This window comes from Serratia sp. JKS000199, assembly GCF_900215455.1.
GTDB classification, from domain to species: domain Bacteria; phylum Pseudomonadota; class Gammaproteobacteria; order Enterobacterales; family Enterobacteriaceae; genus Serratia; species Serratia ureilytica.
On record NZ_LT907843.1, the window covers coordinates 922,009 to 947,500 of the forward strand.

16 protein-coding genes are annotated in these 25,492 nt (G+C 43.3%); all 16 read left to right on the plus strand.

The features are described 5' to 3' along the window. Window positions 1-912 (plus strand): sugar phosphate nucleotidyltransferase, encoded by a 912-nt coding sequence (locus CPH57_RS04525; protein WP_046686713.1) that lies wholly within the window; start codon window positions 1-3, stop codon window positions 910-912. A 267-nt stretch (window positions 913-1,179) separates the two neighbouring features. Further along, complete coding sequence (locus CPH57_RS04530; RefSeq protein ID WP_046686714.1) at window positions 1,180-2,706, plus strand: membrane protein; 1,527 nt, start codon at window positions 1,180-1,182, stop codon at window positions 2,704-2,706. A gap of 17 nt (window positions 2,707-2,723) precedes the next feature. After that, window positions 2,724-3,707 carry a polysaccharide pyruvyl transferase family protein gene (locus CPH57_RS04535; RefSeq protein WP_046686715.1) on the plus strand — a complete coding sequence of 328 codons (984 nt, stop codon included), beginning with the start codon at window positions 2,724-2,726 and terminating at the stop codon, window positions 3,705-3,707. 295 nt (window positions 3,708-4,002) lie between these two features. Next, window positions 4,003-5,094, plus strand: a complete 1,092-nt coding sequence (locus CPH57_RS04540) for a glycosyltransferase family 4 protein (RefSeq protein ID WP_046686716.1) — start codon at window positions 4,003-4,005, stop codon at window positions 5,092-5,094. Window positions 5,095-5,123: 29 nt separating this feature from the next. Then, entirely contained in the window at window positions 5,124-6,260 is a 1,137-nt protein-coding gene (locus CPH57_RS04545; protein WP_071845078.1) for a polysaccharide export protein, read from the plus strand. A 10-nt stretch (window positions 6,261-6,270) separates the two neighbouring features. Next, on the plus strand, window positions 6,271-6,702 hold the full coding sequence (locus CPH57_RS04550) for a protein tyrosine phosphatase (protein ID WP_096242084.1): 432 nt from the start codon (window positions 6,271-6,273) through the stop codon (window positions 6,700-6,702). A gap of 15 nt (window positions 6,703-6,717) precedes the next feature. Next, the gene (wzc, locus tag CPH57_RS04555; protein ID WP_046688446.1) at window positions 6,718-8,871 is read left to right on the plus strand and encodes a tyrosine-protein kinase Wzc; all 2,154 of its coding nucleotides are present in this window, start codon (window positions 6,718-6,720) and stop codon (window positions 8,869-8,871) included. 101 nt (window positions 8,872-8,972) lie between these two features. Next, window positions 8,973-10,037, plus strand: a complete 1,065-nt coding sequence (locus tag CPH57_RS04560; protein WP_071845077.1) for a glycosyltransferase family 1 protein — start codon at window positions 8,973-8,975, stop codon at window positions 10,035-10,037. Window positions 10,038-10,102: 65 nt separating this feature from the next. Further along, window positions 10,103-11,260 (plus strand): glycosyltransferase family 4 protein, encoded by a 1,158-nt coding sequence (locus CPH57_RS04565; RefSeq protein ID WP_046686719.1) that lies wholly within the window; start codon window positions 10,103-10,105, stop codon window positions 11,258-11,260. Between the two features lie 111 nt (window positions 11,261-11,371). Then, window positions 11,372-12,805, plus strand: a complete 1,434-nt coding sequence (gene wbaP, locus CPH57_RS04570) for an undecaprenyl-phosphate galactose phosphotransferase WbaP (protein WP_046686720.1) — start codon at window positions 11,372-11,374, stop codon at window positions 12,803-12,805. 94 nt (window positions 12,806-12,899) lie between these two features. Beyond that, window positions 12,900-14,066, plus strand: a complete 1,167-nt coding sequence (locus tag CPH57_RS04575; protein WP_046686721.1) for a hypothetical protein — start codon at window positions 12,900-12,902, stop codon at window positions 14,064-14,066. Between the two features lie 1,793 nt (window positions 14,067-15,859). Next, window positions 15,860-18,874, plus strand: a complete 3,015-nt coding sequence (locus tag CPH57_RS04585; RefSeq protein WP_096242086.1) for a DUF4214 domain-containing protein — start codon at window positions 15,860-15,862, stop codon at window positions 18,872-18,874. A gap of 380 nt (window positions 18,875-19,254) precedes the next feature. Then, complete coding sequence (locus CPH57_RS04590; RefSeq protein ID WP_033642470.1) at window positions 19,255-21,021, plus strand: type I secretion system permease/ATPase; 1,767 nt, start codon at window positions 19,255-19,257, stop codon at window positions 21,019-21,021. A 54-nt stretch (window positions 21,022-21,075) separates the two neighbouring features. After that, window positions 21,076-22,407 carry an HlyD family type I secretion periplasmic adaptor subunit gene (locus tag CPH57_RS04595; RefSeq protein ID WP_033642471.1) on the plus strand — a complete coding sequence of 444 codons (1,332 nt, stop codon included), beginning with the start codon at window positions 21,076-21,078 and terminating at the stop codon, window positions 22,405-22,407. Window positions 22,408-22,409: 2 nt separating this feature from the next. Further along, window positions 22,410-23,786: a TolC family outer membrane protein gene (locus CPH57_RS04600; protein ID WP_046686724.1), complete on the plus strand. Its 1,377-nt coding sequence runs from the start codon at window positions 22,410-22,412 to the stop codon at window positions 23,784-23,786. A 274-nt stretch (window positions 23,787-24,060) separates the two neighbouring features. After that, window positions 24,061-25,485, plus strand: a complete 1,425-nt coding sequence (locus CPH57_RS04605) for a mannose-1-phosphate guanylyltransferase/mannose-6-phosphate isomerase (RefSeq protein WP_046686725.1) — start codon at window positions 24,061-24,063, stop codon at window positions 25,483-25,485. Window positions 25,486-25,492 lie beyond the last annotated feature (7 nt).

Below are 25,492 nucleotides of genomic sequence, written 5' to 3' on the forward strand. Positions count from 1 at the left end.
ATGACGAAGTTGAAAGCTGTCATTCCTGTCGCTGGCCTTGGCATGCATATGCTACCGGCGACCAAAGCGATTCCTAAAGAGATGTTGCCGATCGTCGATAAGCCTTTGATTCAATATATTGTTAATGAGTGCGTAGCGGCAGGCATCAAAGAGATCATTCTGGTTACGCATTCATCTAAAAATGCAATAGAAAACCATTTCGATACGTCCTTTGAATTGGAAGCGATGCTCGAGGCACGCGTTAAGCGCCAGTTGTTGGATGAAGTCCAATCGATAACGCCGAAAGGCGTAACGTTGATGCATATTCGGCAAGGGCAACCTAAAGGGCTGGGTCATGCAGTGCTTTGTGCTAAACCACTGATCGGAGACTCTCCTTTCGTGGTGCTGTTGCCAGATGTGTTGCTTGACGATGCTAAAGCTGATCTTAGAAAAGATAACCTGCCGCACCTCATTTCTCGTTTCGAAGAGACGGGATTGAGCCAGGTGCTGATACAGCCTGTGGATGAGCGCATTTTGCGCAATTACTCCGTTGTGGAGTGCCAGAACAATGCGTTGCGGCAAGGTGAGTCTTCACCCATTACCGCGATTATCGAAAAACCGGACAGCGGTGTTCAACTAAAATCCAACTATTCAGCTGTTGGGCGCTATGTACTGTCAGACGCTATCTGGCCCATTCTGGAAAAAACCGAGCCGGGCGCCTGGGGGCGTATTCAGCTGACGGACGCTATAGCCGAATTACTGAAGTATCAGACGGTCGAGGCCACTGGATTGGTTGGCGAGTCGTTTAACTGCGGTGAGAAGCTTGGTTATCTACAGGCATTCGTGACTTATGGGATACGCCATCCAATACAGGGTGGCGCATTTCGAGAATGGCTTAAACAATTTGATTTTGGATCGCTGCCAGCTAAGTAACTACAGCCGTATAGAAATTATTTAAAAAAGTCGAGCAATCGGGAGTTTGCTCGTCTTTCTTTTTGCTACGTAAAAGTCCTTGATGTTAACAAGAGAAAATTAGTTTATTGTTTATGATAATCTAATTCGGTTAAACGAAGCCTCAATGTAATGTATCTAGAACCGCAATTCATTATGCTCTTTACATCATAAGGATAGGGGGCTGAAAGGGGAGGTGAGTTATGGGCGCTCGACGTCAGTTTTATTTTACTGAGAAGAGAACTCTAAGTGGTCAATAAAAAATTAATGGCGAAAAATACTTTCATGCTGTATGGTCGCATGTTGTTAATCATGTTTGCGACGCTATATACATCACGAATGGTTCTGGAAGCCTTGGGTGTTTATGATTTCGGTTTGTATAGTTTGGTCGGTAGTATAATCATACTGTTCTCGTTCATTCAGAATGTTTCGGCGTTGGCTACACAGCGTTTTCTATCTGTTGGCTTGGGAAAGATGGATTTTTCCTGGACGAGTAAAGTATTTAACGTCAGTATAATTGTTCATTTGATTATATGTGCCCTGATAATTATCATTGCAGAGACAGTCGGACTTTGGTTTTTGCTGCATAAGTTAAAAGTGCCAGAGGCAAGGCTCGATGATATATTTTGGGTCTATCAAATATCAATTCTTTCTTTGCTCTTCCAAATAATGCAAACGCCATTTATAGCATCAATGATTGCATGTGAAAAAATGGATTTATTCGCCAAGATCGGTATATTTGATGCCTTCCAGCGATGGTTTATGGTGTTTATTTTCTCGGTCTCGGTGACTGAAAATAAAATTATCTGGTATGCGATATTCTTGCTAATAGGCTATTTTCTTGTCTTTTCAGTTTATCTTAAGTTTTGTACTTCTCGGTTAAGTATTTGTAAAATAAATCTTCGCCAGAAGGATAGCGCGGGTTTGCTGAAGGAAATTTTCTTCTTCTCAAGCTGGTCGATGCTGGGATCACTAAGCGTGGTTGGGTTGTCTCAGGGGATAGCGTTGCTAACCTATTATTTTGTAGGCGTCGTAGCGAACGGTGCTGTCTGGTTAGCAGAACAAGTATTAATTGCCTTTAATAGAATTATCGGTACCTTGCAGACAGCATTTAACCCTCAAATAATAAAGCAGTATACGATTGGTAACCATCGTGAAGTAGAGTCTCTATTATCGCTATCTTGCAAACTAACTGCGTTTGTTGTCATGGTTTCTGCAATACCGGTTTTTATTGATGCGAAAATTATTGCCGGAATTTGGCTAAATACGCCTCCCGAGTATTTGGTCGGTCTTATAAAGATAGTAGCTATATATGTCCTGATAGATTCGATGTCGGGTCCTTATGTGACTGCAATCTATGCAGTGGGAAAGCTAAGGAACTATCAAATTATAGTTTCTTCAATCATGCTACTTTCTTTAGTACTGACACTAATTCTTTACTCTGCCGGCTACTCTATTTATATCGCAGTATCAGCACGAATATTTTGCACTTTAGGTTTATTGATTTTCAGAGTCATTTATGTAAGCAAGGTCATAGGGGTGAGCGTCAATCGTTTCTTATTATATGACTTCCCTCGATTGGTATTTGTAGCTCTGGTTTGTATCTTTTTTAGTCATTATTGTAGTTATTATATAGTAGGTGGTTTCTTCGGTGTCGTAAGTCTGGTGTTAATTAACCTCTTTGCCGTCTTGTTCATGTTCTCTATAATTATTGTGAGCAAAAAAGAGAGGGTAAATATTATCATGATGATTAAAAATCGGTTTAAACGGGTTTAATATATTAAGGTTGAATAATGAATAATGAATATGGCGTATTAACTTACGAAAGTGAAGTATATGTTAAGCGTAATTGGATTAACCTTGGGGACTATGTCCAAAGTACAGCTGCTAAACAATTCTTCCCGCATGTGGATAATTTCATCCCTCGTGACCATATGAATTCATATGCAGGCAATAAAACAAAAATGATTATGAATGCCTGGTATATGGATTTACCTGAAAATTTCCCACCATCAGATGATGTCAGTCCGTTATATGTATCGATACATATTAACTCGACTGTCGCAGAAAAAATGTTGACTCCGGCAGCGATCGAGCATTTTAAAAAGTACTCTCCCATCGGTTGTCGCGATTTTTATACACGTGACTTGTTACAAAAAAAAGGGGTTGATGCGTATTACTCGGGGTGTATGACATTAACCCTGGGAGAGACTTACAAGCGAAATAATGTTACTGATGATATCTACTTCATCGACGTAATGTATGACTCAAAGACGCTGCCTGAACTAATCCGTCAGCCTCTCCGCTTTGGTAAACGAATTCTAAATGGGCGTGCTTTTGAATTCACTCACCGTAAAAAAATACTAAATCAGTATTTCGATGCAGAATTATTAGAGCAAGCCAAGTTTGAAACACAAATTATACCGTATATTGATGCGAAGGAAGGGTTCAAGTTAGCCGATGATTTCCTACAACGCTTGGCTAATGCAAGACTGGTAGTGACGTCGAGAATTCACACAGCATTACCGTGCTTAGCTATGGGAACTCCGGTTATCTTCGTTAATGGCGGCTTCAAGAATAAGGTCGACAATTGTCGATTTGATGGTCTGTTTGACTTCTTCAATAGAATTGATGTTGATGATAAAGCTGAGTCGACTACAAACTTTGAGTATTCTGGTGAAAAAATAGGGCTTAGAACTGTTATCAAAAACAAAGACATTCACCTTCAATATGCAAATGAATTGATAGCAAAATGCAAAGATTTTGCACGGAGCTAATTTTTTGATGCTACACCGTAGCATGCTATTTAGCTTAATGCCTCGAAAATAAATCCTCGTCATTATATGGATATTGTCATAGCAAATTTTGTTTTATTTATAAAGCTTCAGCGCAAGTGTTCACCATATTCTAGTTGGATGATTTTTTCTTGGCCGCTATAGACATAGACATTTTTTAATATACTAATAAGGACTGCTTTGACTTTTAGCTATTAAAACAAAGTAGTCATTATTTTTATGAATACTGCCTATAAATAAAAACCAAATTGTAGTATAGGTACGGGTAGCCCTGCGTATGAATGATATGATAGAAAGTGATATTAAACTCTTTTCCTCAGCGCTTGAAGATTGTCCAGTATGTTTCATTTTTCCCTCCAAAATAGTGGGTGGACATGAGATTATGGCGATAGAACTTATCAAGTTACTGAGACAGCAAAAAGAATTTAAAGAAAGAAGTTTTCTGGCGTATGTTCCTAGCGATAATATAAAAATAAAAAAAACACTGTTAGAAAATGAAATTGCGTACGAATCATTTAAAGCTAATTTATTCAAACCCGAGTTTCTCCATGCTCTTTTTAATCCGGTATACGTACTGCGCTGCATAAGGTTGCTGCGTTCAACCCCAAAGGGAAGTAAAATCATTGTTGTTCAAGGTGATATTCTCCAGGGGGTGGGCTACTTTGTTGCGGGGAAATTGCTTAATAAAACTGTCAGTAGTTATATACCTTACGCTCATTCTTTCAAGAGAATGGCGGCAAAAGCTGCATGGTTAAAAGACAGTTTTTCAACCATAGCTTATAGGCTATGCAATAATTATATAACGATATCGAAGGTTTTTGAAAAAGAAATAATAAATAGAAATAGAAAAGCAAAAGTCCTTATTGTTCATAATTTCGTTGAAAAAACCTCAGCATCTTTCACAGTGCGGGAATTTTGTGTCACTGATGTCGTTAATATTTTCATCATTGGCCGTGTGCAATTTCATCAAAAAGGACATAATGTATTAGTAGAGGCCCTTTCAGGGATTGGCGAATATCAAATTGCATTGCATGTAGTGGGTGATGGTCCTGATCTAAACAATTTAAAAAACATGCAGGGAAAATTACCAGATAATATATCGATGGTGTTTCATGGCTGGGCAACCAACTCTTGGGATGTCGCAGAAAAGAACAAGATTGATTTTCTAGTAATACCATCGCTGTTCGAAGGCGTGCCGCTTGTTATGCTGGAAGCTTTGGAAAGAAATGTGCCAATCATTGCTGCTGCTAGGGATGGTATGTTAGATTACTTACCTACGGACAGCCTATATGATGTCAGTGGTGATTCTGTGATGTCTCTTCGGAGTAAAATAATCGCTCACATTCGCCAGCGAACGCCAAAAATTTAACTTAAATATTCAGATGGTAGTGATCAATAATGATAAATCCAAAAGTTAAAGCTTTAGCAATCATTGTATATGGAGCTATGCTAACGGGATGTGCAATTGCTCCCGGTCAGCACCTAACAACTGATAGCAAAAATGTTGTAAAACAAGAAGATAGCGACTTTCAGATTGATGAGCTAGTCAACATTTACCCTTTGACCCCCTCACTTATCGCCAAACTTAGACCGGTAAAAGTTGTTGCTCAGCCTAACGTGCTATTAGAGCAAGCAACGAAGAATTATGAGTACAGAATTGGTGTTGGTGATGTTTTAAACATCACAGTGTGGGATCATCCAGAACTAACTACGCCTGCAGGTCAGTATCGCAGTGCGAGTGATACCGGTAACTGGGTACAATCCGATGGGACTATTTTCTACCCTTACATTGGAAAGGTAAAAGTTTCAGGGAAAACAGCCAGCCAGGTAAGAAGTGAAATCTCTAGTCGTCTGACTCAATATATTGAAAGTCCTCAAGTAGATGTGAATATAGCTGCCTTTAGATCTCAGAAAGCTTACATTACTGGTGAGGTTGAGAAGTCAGGTCAACAGCCAATTACCAATATTCCATTGACAGTATTAGATGCCATTAATGCTGCAGGCGGACTCAGTGCTAATGCCGATTGGCGAAATGTAGTTTTGACGCACAATGGTAAAGAGCAAATAATATCGCTTCAAAAGTTGATGCAGAATGGTGATTTAACTCAAAATCAGTTGCTCTATCCTGGTGACATTATTTATGTACCACGTAACGATGATTTAAAAGTTTTTGTTATGGGTGAAGTTAAATCCCCGGCGACATTAAAAATGGATCGCAGTGGTATGACCTTAACAGAAGCATTAGGTAACTCTGCCGGCTTGGATCAAAACACTGCTGATGCAACAGGTGTGTTTGTTATTCGACCATTGCGTGGAACGCAAGGCAAAAAGATTGCGGATATATATCAACTTAATATGGCTGATGCTACTGCTATGGTTATGGGTACTGAATTCCATTTGCAGCCTTATGATGTTGTTTATGTTACAGCTGCACCTGTCGTTCGTTGGAACCGCGTAATAGTACAGCTTGCGCCTACAATCTCTAGCTTCAATAATCTAACCGAAGCTAGCTTACGTATCCGAAACTGGCCGTAGGAATTGAGACATGTTTGATTCAATTTTAATTGTTTGTGTCGGAAACATATGTCGTTCGCCTATCGGTGAGCGTTTATTAAAGGAGTTGCTTCCTCATAAAGAAATTAGCTCAGCAGGCATTTCTGCTTTGGTGGGCAATTCTGCTGATGCCAAAGCCATCAACGTTGCTAATGAGCATGGGTTAAGTCTGGATGGGCATATTGCACGCCAATTAACCGCCGAAATGTGCAGGAAGAGCTCCCTTATTCTTGTTATGGAACGTAAGCATATTGATGCGGTGTGTCAATTCGCACCTGAGGCACGTGGCAAAACGATGCTTTATGGCCATTGGAACGATAGAAAAGAAGTAGTCGACCCTTATCGTAAGAGCGACGAAGTCTTTGAGTTTGTCTATAAGCTGTTAGCTGAGTCAGCTCAGAAATGGGTTAAAGCACTAAATTGATGAATAGAGATGATAATGACTGAAAATAAAAGAGCTGGCACTACTGGCAATGGTCAGGATGACATCGATCTCGGCAGGTTATTTGGAATACTGATTGATCATCGTTGGTTGATTATTGGTATAACCCTTTTATTCTCTGTTGTGAGCATGGTATATGTCATATTCGCAACTCCCGTCTATCAATCAGATGCTTTAATTCAGGTTGAAAACAAGGCAGGGAATGCAATACTTAGCGATCTTTCACAAATGATCTCTAACAATGACTCCAGTACATCATCGACCGAAATAGAATTGATCCAGTCCAGGATGGTAGTAGGGAAAACTGTCGATGATCTTGGTCTCGATACTATAGTTTCCGTCAAAAGATTCCCTATTCTTGGTCGTGTCTGGGAGCAGCTAATCTCAGAGAAAGAGCCAAAAATTGCACTCTCGCGCCTTAATGTACGTGAAGATCTGATTGGTTCCCAGATGGAACTTAAGGTTGTCGATAAAAATAATTATATTCTGTTAGCTGATGATAAGGAAATTCTTAAAGGGCAAGTTGGTACACTATCAACATCGGATTTTGCAAGTTTACTTGTAACAGATATTGATGCGGATCCGGAAACGAGCTTTTTTGTTGAAAAAGTGCACAAAATTAATGCGATAAATACAGTTTTAAAAGCTTTGACTGTTGTGGATAAAGGAAAGGATACCGGTGTTCTTAATCTCAGTTATTTGAGTACTGATCCTGTTCAAGGCAAAAAAGTGTTGCAAAGCATTAGTAATAATTATTTATTGCAAAATGTTGAAAGAAAGTCGGAAGAGGCCGCAAAAAGTCTGGCATTCTTAAAAGAGCAATTACCGATCGTACGAGAGTCACTAGATACGGCTGAAAATAAGCTGAATCTTTTCAGACAACAAAACTCTTCTGTCGACCTCTCTCTTGAAGCGAAATCCATGCTGGATACTATTGTATCCACAGAGTCACAACTCAATGAGTTAACGTTCAAAGAGGCCGAGATATCCAAGCTTTACACTAAAGAACACCCTGCCTATCGGGCATTGTTAGAAAAGCGTAAAACATTGGAGACAGAGCGAGGTAACTTAAATAAGAAAATTAATGGCATGCCGAAGACTCAACAAGAGATTATTCGGTTAACACGTGATGTTGATGCAGGTAAAGAAATTTACATGCAGTTATTAAATAAACAGCAAGAGTTAAGCATTACCAAAGCGAGCACAGTTGGTAATGTCCGTGTGGTTGATCCGGCCATCACTCAGATCAAACCTGTACAACCACGCACGTTGTTAATTATTATCATTGCAACAATTTTAGGCCTGCTGATATCCGTAAGTATTGTTTTGCTAAAAACAATGTTGCATAAGGGCATTGAAAGCCCAGAGCAGCTTGAACAGGAAGGAATAAACGTATATGCGAGCATTCCATTTTCTGAGTGGCAACAAAAGAAAGATAGAGAGACGTTTGTTCACTATAAAAAACGTTATCAACCAGGCAAAGGTAATCTTCTTTCTACAGAAAACCCTGCAGACCTAGCTATTGAAGCTATTCGAAGTCTTCGTACTAGTTTGCATTTCGCAATGCTTGAGGCAAAAAACAATGTTTTAATGATATCTGGTGCTAGTCCTAATATTGGTAAAACTTTTGTTAGCATTAACTTAGCTGCTGTTATTGCTCAAACCGGGCAAAGGGTTCTTATTATAGATGCCGATATGCGAAAAGGTTATTCGCATAGTTTGCTGGGTTTTGAAGGAACAAATGGCTTATCAGATATTTTAGCTGGAAAAATAGCAATAGAGAACTCGATAAAGAAAACTGATATAGAAGGTATGGACTTCATTTCTCGTGGTCAGGTTCCACCTAACCCTGCTGAATTACTGATGACCTCACGTTTTGGAGACCTTGTTGATTGGGCTACTAAAAATTACGATCTCGTGCTTATTGATACGCCACCGATTTTAGCTGTTACTGATGCAGCTATCATAGGTCACCATGTTGGAACATCTTTAATGGTTGCTAGGTTTGCGATGAATACAGTGAAAGAGATCGAAGTAAGTATGAGGCGTTTTGAGCAAAATGGCATCGAAGTTAAAGGTATTATCTTGAATGCTGTTGAGCGGCGGGCTACTAACTATTATGATTATTATCAATATGAGTATAAAAGCTAGGATTTAGTTTTTAACACTAGGGTAAGACTTCTCTCTTACCCTAGTTTTTTAGCGTGCTTAGTTTAAAAGTTAATAGTCAAAAATAAGGTATTTACCTGGTTATGATATATGTCAACGCGAGATTTTTAACCCAAAATCTGACTGGAGTACAGCGATTTGCAGAGCAAATTAGTCTTGAGTTTAAAAAAATAAGAAGCGATGTTGTATTCCTGGCACCTCCGGATATTTTGAGAGACGAGATAGCATCTAAGCTTGATGTAATTAAAATCGGAGAAAGGGGAGGTCACTTTTGGGAACAAATAACCCTTCCTAATTACCTTAAGAAGAATGGAGGAGGACTCCTGATTAATCTTGGCAATACTGGCCCAGTTTTTTATAGAAATCAGGTCGTAACGCACCATGATGTTACATATAAAAAATTCCCTCAAAGCTATTCATGGAAGTTTCGCTCAATTTATAACACTTTTATTCCTTTGATGCTGAAGAATAGCCGTGCATTAATAACGGTTAGTGAGTTTTCTAAGGATGAAATTGATAGTGTTTACCATTATGGCAAAGATAGAATAAATGTCATCTATAATGCATCAAGTGATGTTTTCAAAAAAAAAGCAATAACCTCTAACTCTCAGGAGGCAAATAAATATTTTTTGGCTGTTTCTTCTCCTAGTTTCCATAAGAATTTTCATGGTTTAATAAAAGCTTTTTCAAAAGCAGAAAAATTTGATGGCTACTCTTTAAAAATAATCGGTGAGAAGAGTCAGAATCTTGGCGGCATAGATTTGGATGAGTTGATCAAAAATTGCAAAAATAAAATTGAATTTCTCGGTCGAGTTTCAGATGATGAACTCGTTGAACTTTATTCAAACGCATACTCATTCATATTTCCATCCCTATATGAGGGATTCGGTATTCCTCCTTTGGAGGCGCAAGCATGTGATTGCCCTGTTCTGTCATCTAACGCAGCTTCAATGCCAGAAGTCTTGTCGGATAGTGCAATCTTCTTCAATCCAGAAGATGAATCTGAAATTGTCAATGCAATGTATATGATAAGAGATAACCCAACGCTTCGTGTTCAGTTAATCGAAAAAGGTCGCGAAAATGTTAAAAGATTTTCTTGGGTGAACTCAGCACAACAATTGAATACTCTTGTTGATTGCTTAAATTAGAAACTGATCCGCTTAATATCACATCAGTTCATCTGAGAATAAATGTTATGGCTCAAGGAATTTCTATGTTTCAAGAGAAAATCAACGTCGGAATTATTGCTGATTGGCTAGTCACGTATGCCGGTGCAGAGAAGGTTATTAAAGAGTTTTTTGAAATTTATCCAGAAGCTGACTTATATTCTGTTGTTGATTTCTTATCGGATGAGTCACGTATTAATTTCAAAGGAAAGAAAGCTAAAACTACTTTTATACAAACCTTGCCAAAGGCGAAGAGAGCATACCAAAAATATCTTCCATTAATGCCTTTTGCCATAGAGCAACTAGATGTTTCTAGTCACAATGTTATTCTTTCTAGTTCACATGCTGTGTCAAAAGGAGTTCTCACCGGACCTGACCAATTGCATATTAGTTATGTTCATTCACCAATTCGCTATGCGTGGGATTTACAGCACCAGTATTTGAAAGAGTCTGGTTTAGATCGCGGATTGAAAGGAATGCTTGCGAAATGGTTGCTACATAAAATTAGGATTTGGGACTGTCGAACTACTAATGGCGTTGACCATTTTGTGGCAAACTCTCAATTTATTGCTCGTAGAATAAAAAAAGTTTATGGACGCGATGCTGATGTTATTTATCCGCCTGTGGATGTCGAGAGTTTCAACTTCTGCTCGGAAAAAGAAGATTATTATGTCACCGCATCACGCCTTGTACCTTATAAAAGAGTCGATCTTATTGTTGATGCATTCAGTGCCATGCCAGATAAAAAATTGGTTGTGATTGGTGATGGCAGTGAGATGAAAAAGATAAAGTCGAAAGCAGCCGGGAATGTTGAAATTTTAGGTTATCAACCCAATGATGTAATGCAAAAATACATGGAAAAAGCTCGTGCATTTATTTTTGCAGCGGAAGAAGATTTCGGTATTACTCCAGTGGAAGCCCAGGCTTGTGGAACTCCTGTAATCGCTTACGGAAAAGGGGGATCTCTCGAAACGGTAAGGCCGTTTGGAGTTACACAACCAACGGGTATTCTGTTTGATCAGCAAACGCCTCAGTCTGTGATAGCTGCTGTTCAGCATTTTGAAAAAATAAAAGATGACTTTGTCGCTGAAGATTGTCGAAATCATGCGATGAAATTTTCATGTGAACGTTTCAAGAAAGAAATGGGTGAATATATCACATCCAAGTGGGAACAATTTGAAGAGAGTAAGAAAATAGCATACTAAGTTATTATCGTAGGTTCTCGAATAGAATGCTTCAGCTGAGATAAGTGTAGCATTTTATTTTATTCGGGTTTTTATAAAACGATTAAGGCTATTCAGAAATGGGTAAAACTGATGAAAAGAAATAATATGTTTTGGGGGGGGGCTATCCCAAAAATATTTCTTGCTGCGGCTGATTTATTATTTTTCAATTTAGCAATTGTTTTTGCTTATTGTATTGTATATTCTGTTTTTGATAACGTGTCTGCTTTTATTCCCGCAAACGAAATTAATATGAGGTTTTTATCTCATTTTTTCCTGTCTGTCATTTGCATTGGATGGTTTTGGACCCGACTTAGACACTATTCTTACCGGAAGCCTTTTTGGTTTGAATTGAAAGAAATTATTAGAACATTAATTATTTTCGCGGTTCTAGATCTGGCATTAGTTGCATTCTCAAAATGGAACTTTTCTCGGTTATTATGGTTGGTTACCTGGGCGGTGATCCTTGTCGCTGTTCCGTTAGGTCGTAGCTTAGCCAAACACATTCTTAATAAACTCAATTTGTGGAAAAAGAATACGATTATCATCGGATCTGGCCGCAACGCATTTGAGGCATATGCTGCTCTACAAAGTGAAGAAGTCTTAGGATTCAACGTTTCCGCGTTTGTGTGCACAGATTCACCATGTGAAAGAGAATACAATGGTATTTCTGTAATTAATAGTGAAAAGGAATTATGGGAAATTGCAGACATAGAAAATACTCAATTCATTGTGGCTCTTGAATTTGAGCAACATAGCTTGCGTGATTGGTGGCTAAAAAATTTAGCAAAGCATAATTGTCGTTCAGTATCTGTCATTCCTACTCTGCGAGGAGTACCTCTTTACGGTACGGATATGTCATTTATTTTCAGTCATGAGGTAATGATTCTGAGGGTCAGCAATAATTTAGCAAAACGCTCATCGCGTTTTCTTAAACGTATCTTTGACATTTTCGGTTCATTTGCAATAATGCTCGTTTTGTCACCAGTGTTGCTTTTCTTAGCTTATACGGTATCACGTGATGGTGGAAAGCCAATCTATGGGCATGAAAGAATCGGCCGTGACGGAAGAAAATTCAAGTGTTTAAAATTCCGTTCAATGGTTGTAAATTCGCAAGAAGTTTTGGCTGAATTACTTGCTAATGATCCTGTAGCGCGTGAAGAATGGGATAAAGATTTCAAATTAAAAAATGATCCGCGTATTACTAAGATAGGTTCTTTCATACGGAAAACTAGTCTTGATGAACTTCCACAACTTTGGAATGTTTTTATTGGCGAAATGAGTTTGGTTGGACCGCGGCCTATAGTTGAGGCTGAGCTTGAGCGTTATGCAGGTGATGTTGACTACTATTTGATGGCAAAACCTGGCATGACGGGACTATGGCAAGTTAGTGGTCGTAATGATATTGATTATGATACCCGAGTCTATTTTGATGCATGGTACGTTAAGAATTGGGCGCTATGGAACGACATCGCCATACTTTTTAAAACTATTAATGTCGTGCTTAAAAAAGATGGCGCTTATTAAGTGATTTAAGTTTATATGCACTTGCGTCCATCCGTTAAGTGCATATTTTTATAATGATTTTAGCCTGTCATAAGTTTCTAAGAAAGGAAATATGATGACAATAGTGTCAGAGAATATGCTTCTTGAGAACAGTAAGTGTAGTGAGTCTTTTTATCTAAAAGCCTTAAGGTGGTTAATAGCACTGTTTATAATTGCAAGTCCTTTAAGTCCTTTCGTTGCCAATACGACGATTTACTTGTGGATTCCGCTAGTGTTTTTTGATTATCAATATATTAGGTCTTTTAGGGCGGTTTCTAAGGCCGTTTTGCTTTGTATCTTTATTTGGTTAAGTATGTGTTTTTTATTCTTTAGATATGATTTAGCACTTAAGTCTTTTGTGCTTATCTTAGGGGTATCCTATCTCGTCAAAGTGGGAACACCTATTACCAATAAAGTCTATTGTTGCATGCTCGTATCGATTGTATGGTGTATAATACAATTCATTGCGTATCAGATTAATCCCTCTTATTCTGCGGCGATTGGTCCAGGCTCCATATCGAAGTTTTTCTGGGGCGAGTTCGCAACGATGACTTTTACGAATCAATATACACTCTTCCTCTTTCCCCGCATGTCAGGTTTATCGCGAGAGGCCGGTTTTTTTGCTTCTCTGCTAATTATTTCTTTCATGATACGCTCAAGAGATCATAAGCTTAATTTCATCGAGAAATCACTTTTTCTTCTTGGTTATCTTTTCAGTCTCTCGAAATCATCGATTACGCTCGTTCTTTTCTTTATTCTTCACCCTATGAGAAAATTGTTGAGAAAGGTTCCGGTTATTGTAACCTTTATCGGGTTCATTGTTATTTTTGTATCATTGGCACAATTTTTAAATATTGGGGCTCCGAGCTACTTTACCATTAATGACTCCATTGCTCACCGTTTGTCGGCATCATATCTTATGCTCCATATGAATATTGGTAATCTTCTCTATGGATGCAACACTGAGTACAACTGTATCGTAGATTATCAACCCTTGATTGGTTATCTCACTGAACAAGGCCTAATTCCTGCTGTAGGGCTATCCGGATTAATTATGGATATGGGACTGTTAGGATTTGTTGGAGTGATATTTGCGTTTTTGATACTTAAACTGGATAGTTATGATGTTGCTATCGTGGCTATATTCACAGCAACGGTTTCTTTCTTTACTGTCGATAGTTTTATAATACTGACTTATTTCTATATTATTACCAATCACAAAACAAAAAAAATTGCGGGATGATGCGGAAGTGCTGATTTTTATTTATTGAACGATTTCTTATTCACGATACAATATTTTTACACCCTCCTAAAAATCTGGAGGAGGGGCTCTCATTTTAATAGTAATATTCTTCTTAATTCAATCCTGCCTTATCAATCTTCATGAAGTAGTTAACTTCAATGATGATTTTCACACAGGAGGACTCATTCTAAGATGAGTCCTCTCTTGATCTAACAATAATCCTCATGATTATTGCACCTTCTATATTATCTTTTTAATTTATTGCTCATAAACAGAACTTCTTCGATATTATTATTGCTTTTTTAAAATACAGAAAGTATTTAGTTGAAGCGCTACCTTTTATATCTGACTAGCTACGCTGCGTTAATATCCTCGTTTTCATGTTATACTCAGTGTAAAGAGTCAATGGATATTAAGGGCTTTGCTTCATCTGCTATTGTTAAATTCTTCTATAAGTAGGTTCTTGTGTTTCACTCTCCCTTCGTAGTCTGCGTAGTCTTCGTAGTCTTCGTAGTCTTCGTAGTCTTCGTAGTCTTCGTAGTCTTCGTAGTCTTCGTAGTCTTCGTAGTCTTCGTAGTCTTCGTAGTCTTCGTAGTCTTCGTAGTCTTCATTAGGCCAATTTTTTATCCTAGGTTCCATTTCGCTAAATTATTCTTGAAGTTGCATGTAAATCTAGCTGTTGGCAAGTTTGAGAGCTTGCATTATACTTGCCTCATTTTATCTTGGTGTCTTAACTGTATGGATCGCTAGGCATTCACAATTATAATTCCGTGTTAAATCAATGGCTGTGACGCCGTAAAGAAAATTACCTGACACAAAGCCCATATCCTGCATTGATTAATATGACTCTTTGCCGATCTTTGTAAACATTGAGTTGCCATAACGTAGGGCGGTGGGCTTGTATCTTAGATGTAATCCGTATAGGCAATAAATATTTGGTTAATCAATTAATTTTTACAATGTAGCTAACTGTTTGAACAGCCGTATTAAAAACGGACTTCTATAAATTCTCGTATGTGCCACAAGTACTCTTTGGTATTGCTCTGATTCTGCTTTTTATAAAAAACCAGTATGTGCATACTGAGCTAGCTCGAGTCCCAGTAAAGCTGATCTTCTGGCATTTCTGAGCCGTTACTATATATGCTTATCCTGAGTTGAATATGGTGCCAGTTTGGCTGTTGCTGGCTTTCATTATTTAGTTTTGAATAATGTTGTAGTTATGCCATCCCAAAACCTCTCCAATTCTTATTCGTGATCTCAATTCACTCATCTTTCAGCAGATTTCCCCAACGATAGCCTGTTTCACCTATACCAAAGTAAAATCAGCCATTCCTACTGAATGGGTGGGTCTTTATGGTCTGTAAGCCTATTTGGATGTAGAAAAATAAAGTATTCTTTCTTTTAACCGGCGAGATATAGTGGGTGTGGATAATGTTGTCAACTATATTTCAGTGCTTTTCTATCGATGAATTAAATTATTATTAATAGGATTATTTAGAATGTGGATTTAATTTTACACTTTAATGATTATTTCAGACAAGAGCGCGCTGATAGTTGGACTCTTCTAAACAACTATGTGACTTTAAGTTTTTTTATCTGTTTTGATATCTTCTTTATCGTATGTGACTGTCTTTTAATTAGTGGGCTAGTAGTTTGGCTTATTTTTTTGTTTTGTAGGAAAATTATTATTTTCTATTCTTGACAGTAAAAAAAAGCTGTACTTAACTTAAATTGCTAGTCGTGGTTATCTTTTGCTTTTTTATCGTCCATCATATTGAATGATTGGGGGTTTTATGGCTTCTTTAGCAGTTCAAACGAACGTTGTCGCGATGTACTACGCTATACTGGGTCAAAAGGCTAACCAGGTTTTTTTTGACCTCCAGGCTCAAAATATCCAGTATGGCCTGCAAACAACGAGTGATTTTGTTAACACTGTACTGACATCAACCGATGGACAAGCGCTCTATGCTGGAAAATCGGACTCCGATATTTTAACTACCATATATACTAAGGTTTATGGTGTTGCACCTTCTAGCACCGTGCTCTCGGGGTATTTAACTAACGGCAACACTTTGGCACAAAACATTGCATCACTTACTATTAACCTGGTTACTTATAACGGTTTTGACAGTACTTTATTATCTCAGCAGCAAAGTTTTCAACAAATTTTGAATACGGCCCTCTATGCGGGGGACGGTGCTGCGACAGGATTGGGAGGGACTACAGTTAAGGGAATTGCTTATATTATGGGCACTTACCCAACTGATGCTATCTTGCAATCCATTGGTACCGGCATTAATGGTGGTACTGCTACAGAAATAGATGCAGCAACTGCTTTACTACAACTTCGTCCAGGATTGGTCACTGCAACCGCGACTAACTTTGTCAAAAGTATTTTTAAAGCTGGTTACTTGCGGGATCCGACGACCACTGAGCTCAATGGATATCTTAATGAGCTGTCATCTGGAGCCAGTCGAGCTCAAGTGATCGTCCATGTATATGATACATTGAAAACTATCACATCAGGCTCCGATTTAGCAGCTAAACAAAAACTAGTGCTTAGTTCTCCAAGTTATAATGATGGTTACTTGCCTTCAAACATGGTTAATAAAGAGCAACTTGCATCTCTTTACTTATCTGTTTTTGACCGTCAAATTGATGCTTTAGGGTTGAGTAGCTATACGCGACAACTCGAGCGTGGCGCAAAAAATTATGACGGGATCATTAAAGAGTTTCTAGTTTCTCGCGAGTTTGGTATTCATTTCCCGAAAGGCATTACTTTAAGCGATTTTATTCAGCTTGTTTATACTGATGTTCATGGTGTTGCTGGCACCGCTGCCCAGCTCGCGCCGTATATTGCGTTGGGTACGGATAAAACCGCTATCACATTAGCCATCATCAATGATCTGCGGAGTTCAACGGCAACTGATGCGACAGTCGTGACTCAGCAGCACGCATTTGAGTTTGATATCGGTACCAGTCTGCTGTACAAAACGGCAGCTTCGCTGACCGCAACGGCTGCGGGCGGTAACGCTACGGGAACAGTAAATACCGGGGCTTCACACCAAATTAGCAACGCCGAAACAGCTGTACTGACGAATGTCCAATTGAACGCCAATGCCGCCAGCCTGGTCAACCTGAAGTTCGCCGATCACTTGGCCAACCTGACCATCAACGGCACCAGCGCGGCAACGGTTAACCTGTCTGACAACGGTGTCAACCCAGGGGTTGCTGTCACCGTCAACAACGGCAACGTGATCCTGAATGCCAGCTCCGGCGCAGACAACGTGGTCGTTACTTCGACGGCAAACATCGCGACCGGCACGGCGAAGTTTAACCTCGGCGCCGGTAACGACAGCCTGCACTGGGCGGGCAACGGTGTTTCCGGTGGGGCGAACACTGTCGCGAACACGGTTAAGGCTGATGGCGGCGCAGGTACCGACTCCATCTCCGCCAACTTCATCACCAAAACCGTAGTGACTAACCAGAACGCCCTGGGCGTTCGCACCAGCACAGTGAGCAGCAACGCCAACAACTTCTCGAACTTTGAGCAGATTGATCTGACCGGCTATATCGGTAAGTCTGTCGGTACGCTGATTACGACACCGCTGATTGGTTCACCGACCACCACCAGCGTCACTACGCCAACCAACACCTTCGACTTTGGCCTGACCAACGGCACGTCTACGGTAGAAGGCACTACGGGCGGCACAGTCACCCAGAACGCAGCGGCGACCAACCTGGGGACGCAAGGCTTCGTGATCTCCGGCCTGGCTAACGTCAACGTCATCAACGCTGCCGGCGGTAACGCCGCACAGCTGGAAGTGAAAGGTGACGCGACCTCCGCCAGTACGCTGAACTTTACCTTCGTCCAAAACGCCACCGACCACTTCAACATCAACTTTGATGCGGTGAGTTCTGCCAACGTGAATGCCGGCGCCATCAGCCTGAACAGCAGCAGCAGCCTGATTGGTGGTACTGCATTGAGTACGGTGAACGTGGCTTCGGGCGGGACCGGTAGTTTTGACAATATCTTGTCGTTGGCCGGCACCAATGCGCAGGTTCAGACCATCAACGTGACCGGTGATCACGCGCTGGATCTGACGCTGGGCAGCGGTTTTAGCAACGTGCGTGATATCAATGCATCCACTAACACCGCTGGTCTGAATCTCGACTCCAGCCATGGCGGCACCGGTGACGGCATTATCATTCAACTGCTGAACATTCTGCCGCTGAGCGTCGTCACTACCAACCTGCTTGCGCCTGTGCTGACGGCGTTGGGTCTGAACGGTTATCAACTGACCGTAGAAGGCTCAAGCGCTGCCGACACTTTGGGCGTGATTGGCAACACCACGCTGACCGGCGGTGCGGGTGCGAACATCTACGACATCAAAGCGAGTAATACGCAGGCCGGTGTGACCATCAAAGACTTTAGCAGCCTCAAAGACAAGATTGTCGATGTTAACCATGGCGGCCTGACTATCTCCAATGACGCCAGCGGCACGGCGGTCGCGGACTACGGCACGCGCTCAGCAGATACGCTGGATGCGCTGTTGGGGACCCTGGTGGGCGGTTTGACCAATGGCGTTATCGGCCTTCTGGGCGGTATTCTCGGTCTGGATGGCAACAACTCGCTGACGTCGAAAGTGGGTGTGGCATCCGTTGTATTCAGCGGTGGCGGCAATACCGCCAGCTCCTATGTGATTATCGACAACAATGATAACCACGCGCTGGATCTTAACGATACCGTCGTATACCTGACTGGCCAGAACCACCAGCAATTGGTGGATACTCTGCACTACGCCTAAGGGTAAAGCTGCAAGAACAAATAATTCCACATGGAACTATTTGGGGTTAAATAATGCGGGGGCGTAATCCCCCGCATGTTTAATTTTGTGAGCGGCGTCATTCTCTCTAAGTTATTCCATTTCGTTATCTTCCCTTCTTGCTTTTATTTTCTCATATCGCATTGTTTTATTTGGCTTTTGTCAGGCGCGTTGATCGGCTTTTTTTTTATGGCCCACCTTGCCGGTTTTCACTTTCTCTACCTATAGTTAACGAAAGTATCTGCAGTCTCGGGCATTTCTTTGAGGTGAGCCTTCTCGGGATAATTCTTTTTTTAGGAATTTCTTTAGGGAGGGGGTCAATGCGGATTGGACTGACAGTGCACATGATGTAAGGGCAGAACGTGAATCAATTTATCCCGCGCAACGAAATTGCGGATGTTATACGTACACGCAGCAAAGTCTTCTGGACCGTTGGTATATTTACTGCGTTTATTAACCTGTTAATGCTGGTTCCTTCCATTTATATGCTCCAGGTTTACGACCGGGTGCTGCCTTCGCGCAATGAAATCACGCTGTTAATGCTGACGCTGATCATGCTGGGCATGTTCGGCATGATGTCGCTGTTGGAATACGTGCGCAGCATGGTGGTGATCCGCATCGGCAGCCAGCTGGATATGCGTCTCAACACGCGAGTCTATACCGCGGCCTACGAAGCGAATCTGAAAAACGGTTCGTCTGACGCCGGTCAGATGCTGAGCGATTTGACCAATCTGCGCCAATTCCTCACCGGTAGCGCGCTGTTCGCCTTCTTTGATGCGCCGTGGTTTCCGATCTATCTGTTGGTGATATTCCTCTTTAACCCTTGGTTGGGCCTTTTCGCCCTGGTCGGTGCGCTGTTGCTGATCGCATTGGCGGTAATCAATGAAGTGGTTTCGAAAAAGCCGCTGGGAGAAGCCAGCAAGCTGTCGATCATGTCAGGTAATTTGGCCAGCACCAATCTGCGAAATGCCGAAGTGATCGAGGCTTTGGGGATGTTGCCTAACCTGAAACGCCGGTGGTTCGGTCTGCACCAGCGGTTCTTGAACAGCCAACGCATCGCCAGCGAACGCGCATCGCGGGTCACGTCAATCACCAAGTTCGTGCGTATGTCGCTGCAGTCCTTAGTGTTGGGCCTGGGGGGATGGTTGGCGATTGATGGGCACATCACGCCCGGCATGATGATCGCCGGTTCTATATTGATGGGGCGAACGTTGGCGCCGATCGAGCAGGTCATTAACGTTTGGAAAAGCTATAGCGCGGCCAAACTTTCTTATGGCCGCTTGGTCAAGCTGCTGGAAACGCATCCGCAGCGTGGTACCGGCATGTCGCTGCCGCGTCCGGAAGGTGTGCTCTCCGTAGAAGGCGTGACCGCCACGCCTCCGGGATCGAAAGGGGATGCGGTGCTGCATAACGTAAGTTTTGCCATTCAACCCGGCGATGTGCTGGGGATTATCGGTCCGAGTGCGTCGGGCAAATCAACATTGGCGCGCTTACTGGTCGGTATTTGGCCTGTGAGCGAAGGGATAGTGCGGTTGGATAATGCCGACATCTACCAGTGGAACAAAGACGAACTGGGGCCCTATATCGGCTATCTGCCGCAGGACATCGAGTTGTTCGCCGGCACTATCGCCGAGAACATCGCTCGCTTTAACGACATCGATTCAGAGAAAGTGATTGAGGCTGCCAAGCTGGCTGGTGTGCATGAACTGATCCTGCGTTTCCCTAACGGTTACGATTCGGTGATCGGCAACGGTGGTGCAGGGTTGTCCGGCGGGCAGAAGCAACGTATCGGCCTGGCGCGGGCATTGTATGGCGATCCCGCGTTGGTGGTGTTGGATGAGCCTAACTCCAACCTGGATGATGCCGGCGAGAAAGCGTTGAACCAGGCCATCATGTTCCTTAAACAGCGTAATAAGACGGTGGTCCTGATCACTCACCGCACCAATCTGCTGTCGATGACCAGCAAGCTGTTGCTGTTGGTTAACGGGAACGTCAATGCATTCGGCCCAACGCAGCAGGTGCTGCAGGCGTTGGCGAATGCGCAAAAAGCGCAGGTGCCTCCGCAGGCGGTGCGTGCGGTGAACTCCGAGCCGGATGAAGGCGAAATCCCTAAAACTCAAATTAATTAAGCCGTGAACTTGCCCGGCGGCGCTTTTGCGTCGCCGACAGTCAAAGGAGTTGGTATGTCTACGCATATTGGCGAGCCGCAAGACTCGTATACTGAAGAGATCCCACAAGATGAACGGCGGTTTACCCGTATGGGGTGGCTGGTGGTCGGGATCGGTCTGTTCGGGTTTTTAGCCTGGGCGGCCTTTGCGCCGTTGGATAAAGGGGTGGCGTCGCCGGGATCGGTAACCGTTTCCGGCAACCGCAAAACGGTGCAGGCCCCGGCCAGCGGCATCATTAAGAATATTGCGGTCAGAGATGGCGACAAAGTGAAAGCCGGTGAGGTGCTGGTGCAGCTCAGCCAGGTGCAGGCTCAAGCTCAGGTTGATTCGCTGCGGGATCAGTACTACACCACGCTGGCGACAGAAGGGCGCTTGCTGGCAGAACGCGATGGGTTGAGCATAGTGACTTTCTCACCCATTTTGGACGCGGTGAAAGATAAACCTCGCGTGGCAGAAATCATTGCATTGCAAACGCAGCTGTTCGCCTCCCGCCGCCAAGCGCTGCAAAGTGAAATCGACGGCTATAAGCAGTCAATGGACGGAATCCGTTTCCAATTAAAAGGACTGCAGGATTCGCGCGGTAACAAACAGATCCAGCTTTCCAGCCTGCGTGAGCAGATGAACAGCATGAAGCAGTTGGCGGCGGACGGTTACCTACCGCGTAACCGTTACCTGGAAGTGCAGCGCCAGTTTGCCGAGGTAAATAGCAGCATTGATGAAACGGTGGGGCGGATTGGCCAATTGCAAAAGCAGTTGCTGGAATCACAGCAACGCATCGATCAGCGTTTCGCCGACTACCAGCGCGAAGTCAGAACGCAGCTGGCGCAAACTCAAATGGACGCCAGCGAATTCCGCAACAAGCTGCAAATGGCCGATTTCGATCTGGGCAACACCGCCATCACCTCACCGGTGGACGGCACCGTGGTTGGATTGAATATCTTCACTCAGGGGGGCGTCGTGGGAGCGGGTGACCACCTGATGGACGTTGTGCCCAGCCAGGCGACTTTGGTGGTGGATTCTCGCCTCAAAGTCGACCTGATCGATAAGGTGTACAACGGGTTGCCGGTGGATCTGATGTTTACCGCCTTCAACCAAAACAAAACCCCGAAAATTCCGGGAACCGTCACCTTGGTTTCCGCCGACCGCCTGGTCGACAAAGCCAATGGCGAACCTTACTACCAGATGCAGGTCACGGTCTCGCCGGAGGGCATGAAAATGCTCAGTGGCGAGGACATCAAGCCGGGGATGCCGGTGGAGGTGTTCGTGAAAACGGGGTCGCGCTCGCTGTTGAGCTATCTGTTTAAACCTATTTTGGATCGCGCTCATACTTCATTAACCGAGGAATAATTTTGATTCATTCAAAACGACAGGCTGCCGGTCTGGTTATCGGCACCCTTTTGTTTGCGATGTCTGCGCCGGTTTATTCGATAGGGATTTTAGACGCATATTCGCTGGCATTAGAAAAGGACCCGACCTTTCGGGCGGCTATAAAAGAGAAAGAAGCGGGAGATGAAAACGAAAATATCGGCAGGGCAGGGCTGCTGCCGAAGGTATCGCTGAACTACCAGAATTCGCCGCGCAACTGGCAAACTCAGAAGTACCCGCAAAGCGACTTTTTCGGCAATGTTTCGGAGGTTACCCGGCGGCAGCAATATCGCAGCTATTCCAGTTCGATCACGCTGACGCAGCCGCTGTTCGATTATGAAGCTTACGCCAGGTACAAAGCCGGCGTGGCGCAGACCATGATGTCGGACGAGCGCTATCGCGGTAAGTTGCTGGATTTGGCGGTGAGGGTGATTAACGCCTATGTCGAAGTGGCTTATTCCAAGGATCAAATCGCGTTGGCCGAAGCGCAAAAGGCGGCTTACAAGGAACAGCTGACTTTGAACGATCGCCTGATGAGCGCCGGTGAAGGTACCATTACCGACGTATCCGAAACTCAGGCGCGCTATAGCCTGGCTGAAGCACAGGTGATAGAAGCGCGCGATGCACTGGATGCCGCACAGCGTGAATTGGAAGTAATTATCGGCATGCCGCTGAACCAACTGGATGAATTGCAGGTCTTGCGGCCGGGTAAATTCAAAGTGGCGCCGTTAATCCCGTCCAAGTTCGAAGAGTGGCAAAAGATCGCGTTGGAGAACAACCCTGTATTGGCCGCCTCGCGTCATGGCGTGGATGCTGCTAAGTATGATGTCGAAAGGAACCGGGCTGGCTTTATGCCACAGGTTCAGCTGTATGCTTCGCATTCGGAAAACGACTCCAGCAGCGACAACACGGTTAACCAGAAATACCGTACTGACAGCATTGGCGTGCAGGTCAGCATGCCTATTTATTCCGGTGGCGGTGTTTCGGCATCGACCCGCCAGGCAGCGGCGCGTTACGGGCAAGCGATGTATGAAATGGATGCGCAAACGGGCACCACGCTCAACGATCTGCGCAAACAGTACAATTTGTGTATTAGCAGCAGCGCTAAAGTGGCGGCCTATGAACTGGCGGTTCAATCGGCGACGACCCAGGTGACGGCGACCCGGCAAAGCGTGCTGGCTGGGCAACGTGTCAACGTCGATGTGCTCAATGCCGAACAGCAGCTCTATAGCGCACAGCGCGATTTGGCCTCTGCTAAATACACTTATATCAAATCCTGGATCACCCTATTGAGTGACTCCGGCACGTTAGACGAGAAAGATGTACTGCGCGTGGCGCAGTATTTTACCCGCAGTCGATAACAACATATTCACTATGAGCATTAATCTGAAAGAGCAGCACTATGCTGCTCTTTTTTGCGTTAATACGTTATGTTATCGGCTGGTGGTTCCTTCGATATTTATGCTTGCCTGACTAATTTCTATACATAACTTTCTGTTAAGGAACGGTAGGTTAGAGGGATACATGCTTTTCGCAAAGTGTAACAATTGGTTAATAATTGTACGGTATTTAGTATGATGCTGCTGATACGTGGCGTCGTCCTTATAAGAATGATGACTGAGTAAAGGGTAGATAATGTCCAAACTAATTCCTGTGGTTATGGCCGGCGGTACTGGGAGTCGCCTGTGGCCGATGTCGCGAGAATCGTTTCCTAAACAGTTCTTATCTATTGATGACAGCGGCGTGAGCTTGCTGCAACAGACGTTACAGCGCTTGTCGGGTCTGACCGGTATCGAAGTTGCCGCTCCTTTGGTCATCTGTAACGAGGAACATCGCTTTTTGGTTGCAGAGCAATTACGAGGGATTGGGCAATTAGCGACCAATATTATTTTGGAGCCCGTAGGGCGCAATACAGCACCCGCCGTGGCGCTGGCTGCTCATCTTGCTGCTGAAAAAGACGAGGGCAGCATGCTTTTGGTGCTGGCTGCAGACCATCTGATCACGAAAGTAGAGAATTTCCATGCGGCGATCCAGACGGCAATGTCTTTTGCCGACAACAATCAACTGGTCACGTTTGGCATCATTCCAGAGCATCCGGAAACCGGATACGGTTACATAAAACGCGGCAGTCACCTATCCAATGATTGCTTTAAGGTTGATTCATTCGTGGAAAAACCACGTTTAGAGAAAGCGATCGAATACCTTGCCAGTGGTGATTACAGCTGGAACAGCGGTATGTTCATGTTTAAGACGGCCAAGTTCTTGCAGGAATTGCAGCAGTTCAGTCCCGACATCTTCAGCACAACCCAGCAGTCTGTATCTAAAAGTCAACGCGACATGAATTTTATCCGGGTTGAACAAGATATCTTCAAACATTGCCCAAGTGATTCCATCGATTATGCGGTGATGGAAAAGACACATGATGCTGTTGTGATCCCTATTGATGCGGGATGGAGCGACGTCGGCTCTTGGTCCTCATTGTGGGAAGTGTCAGAAAAAGACCCGTTGGGCAATGTCAACGTGGGTGAGGTTATCTCGATCGACTCCAGTGACAACTACATTTCGTCTGAATCTGCGTTGGTCGCGACCATTGGATTGGAAAACCTTATCGTGGTTAATACCAATGATGCGCTGCTGATTGCTCACAAAGACAAAGTGCAGGATGTTAAGAAAGTGGTCGATGAGCTTAAAAAGCGCAATCTCCATCATTTTCGCCAGCACTCCACCGCCTACCGTCCTTGGGGCAAGATTTGTGACATTGACAGCGGTACGCACTTCCAGGTGAAGAAAATCATTGTACGGCCGGGGGAAGGACTTTCCGTGCAGAGACATCTCCATCGTGCTGAACATTGGGTAGTTGTGAGTGGGACAGCGAAAGTTAGCGTTGATGATAAAACGTTCTTCTTGTCGGAAAACCAGTCCACCTTTATCCCCGCGGGTAGTGTTCATACGTTGGAGAATCCGGGAAAAATCGATTTGGAAATGATCGAAGTCAGGTCGGGACACTATCTGGAAGAAGATGATATTGAACGTTTGCAAGATCGCTATGGCAGAGTTTAAGAAAGGG